Raw genomic sequence first — 5,862 nt, forward strand, 5'->3', positions numbered from 1 at the left:
AGCGCCTCTGAGACGAACTGGCCAACGACCTCGGCGTTGGATGCGCCAATCGCCTTGAGCACGCCGATCTCGCGGCGCCTTTGACTGACGATCATCAGCATGCTGAGGAAAATGATGAAAGCGCCCGCGATCAGCCCCACGATCAGCACTTGAGTGGCGACCTTCTTCACGTCCTGCAGGGGCCCGATGGCCTGGTCGAGGATGTCTTGAGTGGTGGTCATGTCGGCGGCTCCGCCGACGTTGTCTGCGATCGTTCCCTGGACAGCCGAGATGTTCTCGGGCGAATCCACCTGCACGTAGACCATCGAGACCTGGTCCGGGCGACCGGACAGGCGCTGCAGTGTCTTGATTGGGAAGACGACGGCGTTGTTCGACCACATGTTGCCCGTATCGAAGATGCCCGCAACGGTGATGTCGGCGCCATAGACCTTGAACTTCGAACCGACGCTCAACCCGTTCTTCTGGGCGATGCCCGCGCCCACGTCGGCGAGGTTGGTGTCACTCGAGGTGTCGATCAGGGTGCCGGCAGTCAACTTCATGTCGTGCCCGGAGGTGATCTTGTAGTCGGCGATGTGGTCGGTGCTCTGGCCGAAGACCGGCATCGTCACGCCGCCCATCGAGCTTCCGGCCTGCGCGGGTAGCTGCACCGACGTCTGCAGGTTGGTGTCCACGCCAGGCTGAATCTGCGCGCTCATCGTCTTTATGACCTTGGTGACGTGGGGGATGCCCCCCAAGTCGCCCAGTTGAGTCGAGGTGAGCGGCACGCCGCCCACGCCCATGACCGAACCGGCGGGAGAGAGCGTGATTCGGCTACCGATCGAGGCCTTCACGCTGTCGATGCGCAGCTGAACCGCTTCGACCGAGAGCACCATCGTCAGCGCCAACCCAATCGTCACGCCTACTATGAGCGCCACCGAGACCGTCCTCAGCACGCTTCTGAAGGCATTGCGCGCACCACGCACCATCGAGCCCATTCGCATCTCCTCGCTTGTCCGACCGGGGAGATTGTGCGCGCTCAGTTTTACTTAGGCAATCTAAGTAACCCGATTTTGCGGGTTCTCCACAGGAGTTCCACGAAACGGCGTGCGTTCGCGGCGAAGCGGGCCACACAACAACACTCGAGGCACAGGACAAGCCTACCAGCCGCTTACTAGGCGCCTACCACCCGCCGCAGGAGCACTAGGCTCGCAACCCCCAGCACGATGGCGAGCCACTGCCGCCGAGTGCCTAGCAGCACTCCAGCGGTGATAACAGCAGCCCACACGTAGATGTTGGTGACGGGCGATTGCATGTGACCCGACGGAGCGAACACCGCCGGGAAGACGAGCGCCGCGAGTATCGAGACAGGCACGTACTCGAGCGAGCGGCGAAGCAGCGGGTGAATCTGGACCTGCTTCGCCACGCCGATCAGCCCGACGCGCGAGGCATACGTCACGGCCGCCATCAGCAGGATGAGGATGACGTAGTAGGGCCTTAGCATGGCTGCGCCCGCTTCTCGGCGAGCGTCTCGAGCACGACTCCGGTCGCGGTCGCGGCTACGACGGCCAGGATGATGTACCACTTGCCGGGGATGAGCACGTACGACGCGGTGGCAACCGTCGCGGAGACCACGACCACTGCGGCGATTCGCCGAGACACGATCTGCGGCAGCAGCATCGTGAGAAACGCTGCTGGCATCGCGAAGTCCAGACCCCACTTCAGCGGGTCGGCGATGGCATGACCGGCAAGCGCACCCACCAGAGAGGCAATCGCCCACACAACGTAGATCGTCCCGCCCGACCCCAGCATGAAGTAGGGGTTGCCTTGCTCTTCTTCTTGCTCCCGGTAGTGCGTGACCGAGGTGACATAGGACTCGTCCGTCATGCCGAACGCGAGAACGCGCTGCCACCACGATGTGGATTCCGACAGGTACGGGGATATCGAGAGACCCATGACGAGGTGCCGGAGGTTGACGAGGAAGGTCGACAGCACGATCAGCGGAATGCCCGCTCCAGCCTGAATCATTACGACGGCCATGAACTGCGACGCCCCGGCGAAGACCACCAGCGACATCAGCATGGTCTCGGCGACAGTAAGGCCCGCTTGGATTGAGATGATCCCGTACGCGAGGCCGAACGGAATCGCGCCGAGCGCAAGCGGCCATGTCTTGACCAGCGCGAGCCAGAACTGGTGCCGGTTGTCCGCCGCTGTTGGCTTCGCGCCGTCGCTGGTCACTGGGGTGGCTACGTCCAATCCTGTCTTCGGGCTGCGCTGCGGTGCAGTACACGGAGGCCTTGTGGCTGCCGGGAAGCTACAGTATCGCCGATTTGGCGCCCGTCTCGGGACGCACTAAGGGTCGGACCGCATCGGCCCGACCCTTCGGAGTTTCTATGGTGGCCAGAGACGTCACCCCGCGCTATTAGCACAGGCTATCGTCCGTCCTTAGGCCGACCTTACCGTCCAAGGACCAGAAACGACCGTGCGCCCGAAGAGCCCCGCCACTCGTCAAGTCGGTCTGCAGTGCCTCGAAAGCTCTGGGTAGACACAAGCGGGTGCGGGCATCCGGCCCGTGCGTCTACGAGCGAGGTGAGATGCATGCAGAGTCAGTTCAAGAAACGTCTGGCAATTGCCCTGGCCGTGGTCATGGCCAGCTCGGTCCTACTCCTGCCGACGGTCGCTCTCGCGAGAGGCCACGGTAAGGACCATCACAAGAAGGACCACTTCGTCGGGGCCGTCTACGTCCAGACCAACGAAGTCAGCAACAACATCGCCGTCTTCCTGCGAAGGGCTGATGGTTCGCTCAAACCAGGCGGTACGGTCTCGACCGGCGGATCGGGTACGGGGAGCGGACTTGGCTCGCAGGGCGCCGTCATACTGAGCGAGAACGGCAAGTGGCTCTTCGCCGTCAACGCAGGTAGTAACGACATCAGCGTGTTCAGCGTCCGTGACAAGGGACTCAAGTGGGTGGATCGAGTCCCATCGGTCGGCACGATGCCAATCAGCGTCGCGGTCCATGACAAGTGGGTCTACGTGCTTGACGCGGGCGGAAGCGGAAATATCGCCGGATTCCGCGTCGACAAACACGGGCACTTGTCTCCGATCGCCGGCTCGGTCCAGCCGCTGAGCAACCTGGGAGTCGGAGTGGCGCCTGTCGCCGAGCAGATCGGCTTCAAGCCCTGGGGCGGCGTTCTGGTCGTCACCGAGAAGTCGACCGGCATGATCGACTCCTATGCGGTCAACGGCGGAGTCGCCGGGCCGCCCATGGTTCACACCTCGAACGGCGCTGGCCCCTACGGGTTCGACTTCACCAACCACGGCAAGCTCATCGTCTCCGAGGCAGCCATCGGGGCGCTGTCGTCCTACAACGTGACGCCCACCATGTTCAGCCTGATCAGCGGGTCGGTGCCCGACTTCCAGTTGGCACCGTGCTGGGTGGTCTGTTCGCCTGACGCACGGTACGCGTATACGTCTGATGCGCACAGCAACGACATCTCGATCTACAAGGTCAAGGCCAACGGCGCTCTAACGCTTGGCAAGAGCGCCGCAGTCACAGCGAGCACACCGCTCGACTTAGGCATGCCTCATGATGGTCGGTTCCTCTACAACCTGGCTGCCGGCTCGCACAACGTCGTGGCCTTCAAGGTTCGAGATCACGGCATGCTGAAGAGCATCGGCTCGTTCGGCACCCTGCCGGCCAGTGCAAGCGGACTCGTGAGCTGGTAAGCGACCTACCTGCACGTACGTCAGAGCACGCCGAGGAGGCTCGGTTCATCCGGGCCTCCTCTTGTTGTCGTTCGATACGCCGTGCGACGTGCCGTGTCGCGCAAGGAGTCTGCGCTGCTGCCAGCCGCGAGGCCAATCAGACTCGGGACAGGCAGTCCCGGGAAACCAGCAGGTCACCCACACAAAGGGACTATGTTGTCCTGTACAAAGTGACGTAGTGGACGAATCTCTCCGATGCAAAGACCCCCGCCAGATCGACTCCAGCGAGGGTCTCCATTCCACACGTAGTGATATCTAGTTCAGACGAGCACGCTTTGCGGCCACACCTACGACTACGAGCCCGAGGATTGCCGCAAGCGCAAGGCTCCAGTCGGACGACGCCGGCGTGGCCGTGGGCTCCGTCACTAGGAATTCCTCGACTCGGTTTCCGCCGTGGTCCACAACGTAGGCGTCTCCTGCCGAGCTGATGGCCAGACCCCCGGGACCCCACCCATCGCCTCCGTTCGGCGTGAACTGGCCGTTGCCGGTGCCCGGAGTCCCCCACTGTGCGACGTAGGTGCCTGTCGCGGTGAACTCCTGGATTCGGCAGTTCGTCGAGTCCGACACGTAGACGTTGTTCTGCGAGTCCAGAGCAATGTCCCAGGCTTGGTTGAACTGACCGTTCCCGGTGCCGGCGGCGCCCCACTGACGGATGTATCCACCGGTGGCAGTGAACTCCACCACCCGGTTGTTGTAGTTGTCGACAACATACACGTCACCGGAGGAGTCGGTCGCCAGCCCCCAAGGCCCGAGGAACGCGGTCCCGCTCGACGAACCGTCCCACTGGCGGATGAACGTCCCGGTGGGACTGTACTCAATGACTCGGTTGTTGCCGTCGTCAGCGACATAGACGTTGCCGGCGGAGTCGAAAGCCATGCCAGCCGGGTAGAGAAGCTGATACTGAGCGCCACTCCCGGAGCCGTCCCACTCGTTCATCACGCTGCCGGTGTTCGAGAACTCCTCCACGTAGCTGTTCTGGTTATCAGAGACCCACACGTGGCCCTGGTGATCGACCGACACTTCCCACGGATAGCCGCTCGGGTTGTAGATCGGCCACTGCGTGAGATACGTGCCGGTGTTGGTGAACTTCTCGATTCGAGCGTTGTAGACATCGGCGACGTAGACGTTGCCGGACGAATCGACCGCTACGCCCCACGGGTTGTTGAACTGGCCGTTGCCGCTACCGAAGCTACCCCACTGGCGGAGATACGTGCCGCCAGAAGCGAAGGCAGCTGCCGGACCGAACAAGATGATGCTGACGCCTAGCGCCAAGACGAGCATCCCGACCAGACTCCTGGAGGCGAACCTGTTGCCCATGGAGAACTCCCCACTCCTGCGATAGCTTCAGCCATCGCCTCGTGACCGTGCGGAGGCGGAACGCTTGTGAGTGAGTCTTCGCAAGACCGTACGGTACCCGCTAAGTATTCTTCACTCTATTGCGGTGTTGCGGTGGAGTCAAGACATCCCGGCATGGGCAGAGTGCACTCCCACAAAGCCGCCGGTTAGAGCCTCGCATCGAAGTCACTTCGCTGGCTTCCGAAGGTGGTGGCTCCACGTCGATGTCGCGTGTGGCCGAAAACGACCCGTCTCTGCCGGCCTCGCTCCCGTTCTTACGTAGTTCTTACGTCTCGAACGTGAAATGGACTCTGTTGGTAGAGCCGAGCGACGACACCGTCGGAGCGGAACGGAGGCAAAGCCGGAGTCGGCGGAACTGACAAATCCGCAGCTCAGACAGCAAGAAAGCCCCGCCGAGGTCGGCGAGGCTCCGGGTATTTGATGGTGGCCAGAGACGGACTTGAACCGCCGACACGGGGATTTTCAGTCATGTCATAGATGCACGTCAGGCCCCGTGTAGGCGGCTGGATGTGATGCGGGTGTCACGTAACCCTGGTCAAGATGCGGCACTTCGCACTAGCTGACCGGGGAAGAGCAGCCTTGCAGGGTGAGGATGATGACAGCGTGCATATCACTCGAGCTATCGCCCTCGTTCAAGATCCAGCAGTCCCTGTAGACCAGTGGACAGCACCTCGTGTAGAAGTTCGACGCGCCCCGCCAGCTTCGCCCGACTCGTCGTCTACACCGACTCATCCAGCCCGCGCAGATTGACTAGTTCGGCCAACG

The 5,862-nt window shown here is 62.3% G+C and carries 5 protein-coding genes; 1 reads left to right on the forward strand and 4 read right to left on the reverse strand.

The features are described 5' to 3' along the window. The 3 genes from P4L93_01735 to P4L93_01745 all read right to left on the reverse strand — a co-directional run. Positions 1–914, reverse strand: a 914-nt coding sequence (locus P4L93_01735) for a hypothetical protein (GenBank protein ID MDR3685665.1), incomplete at its 3' end; no start/stop codon positions are given. A 236-nt stretch (positions 915–1,150) separates the two neighbouring features. After that, complete coding sequence (locus P4L93_01740; GenBank protein ID MDR3685666.1) at positions 1,151–1,480, reverse strand: AzlD domain-containing protein; 330 nt, start codon at positions 1,478–1,480, stop codon at positions 1,151–1,153. Further along, positions 1,474–2,232 carry an AzlC family ABC transporter permease gene (locus P4L93_01745; protein ID MDR3685667.1) on the reverse strand — a complete coding sequence of 253 codons (759 nt, stop codon included), beginning with the start codon at positions 2,230–2,232 and terminating at the stop codon, positions 1,474–1,476. The genes P4L93_01740 and P4L93_01745 overlap by 7 nt, the downstream gene beginning before the upstream one ends. A gap of 342 nt (positions 2,233–2,574) precedes the next feature. Between P4L93_01745 and P4L93_01750 the strand changes: the two genes are divergently transcribed. Continuing rightward, positions 2,575–3,702, forward strand: coding sequence for a beta-propeller fold lactonase family protein (locus P4L93_01750; protein ID MDR3685668.1), 1,128 nt, complete (start codon positions 2,575–2,577; stop codon positions 3,700–3,702). 294 nt (positions 3,703–3,996) lie between these two features. On the opposite strand, the gene P4L93_01755 is transcribed toward P4L93_01750, so the two are convergent. Then, a complete protein-coding gene (locus tag P4L93_01755; protein MDR3685669.1) occupies positions 3,997–5,058 on the reverse strand; it encodes a 6-bladed beta-propeller in 1,062 nt (353 codons plus the stop codon). Positions 5,059–5,862 lie beyond the last annotated feature (804 nt).

It is taken from the genome of Coriobacteriia bacterium (assembly GCA_031292615.1).
Taxonomy (GTDB): Bacteria; Actinomycetota; Coriobacteriia; order Anaerosomatales; family JAAXUF01; genus JARLGT01.

Excerpts from the sequence above, each read along its gene's own strand:
- P4L93_01755 (MDR3685669.1), bottom strand. The coding sequence starts at position 5,058 with ATGGGCAACAGGTTCGCCTCCAGGAGTCTGGTCGGGATGCTCGTCTTG.
- P4L93_01740 (MDR3685666.1), bottom strand. The coding sequence starts at position 1,480 with ATGCTAAGGCCCTACTACGTCATCCTCATCCTGCTGATGGCGGCCGTG.
- P4L93_01750 (MDR3685668.1), top strand. The coding sequence starts at position 2,575 with ATGCAGAGTCAGTTCAAGAAACGTCTGGCAATTGCCCTGGCCGTGGTC.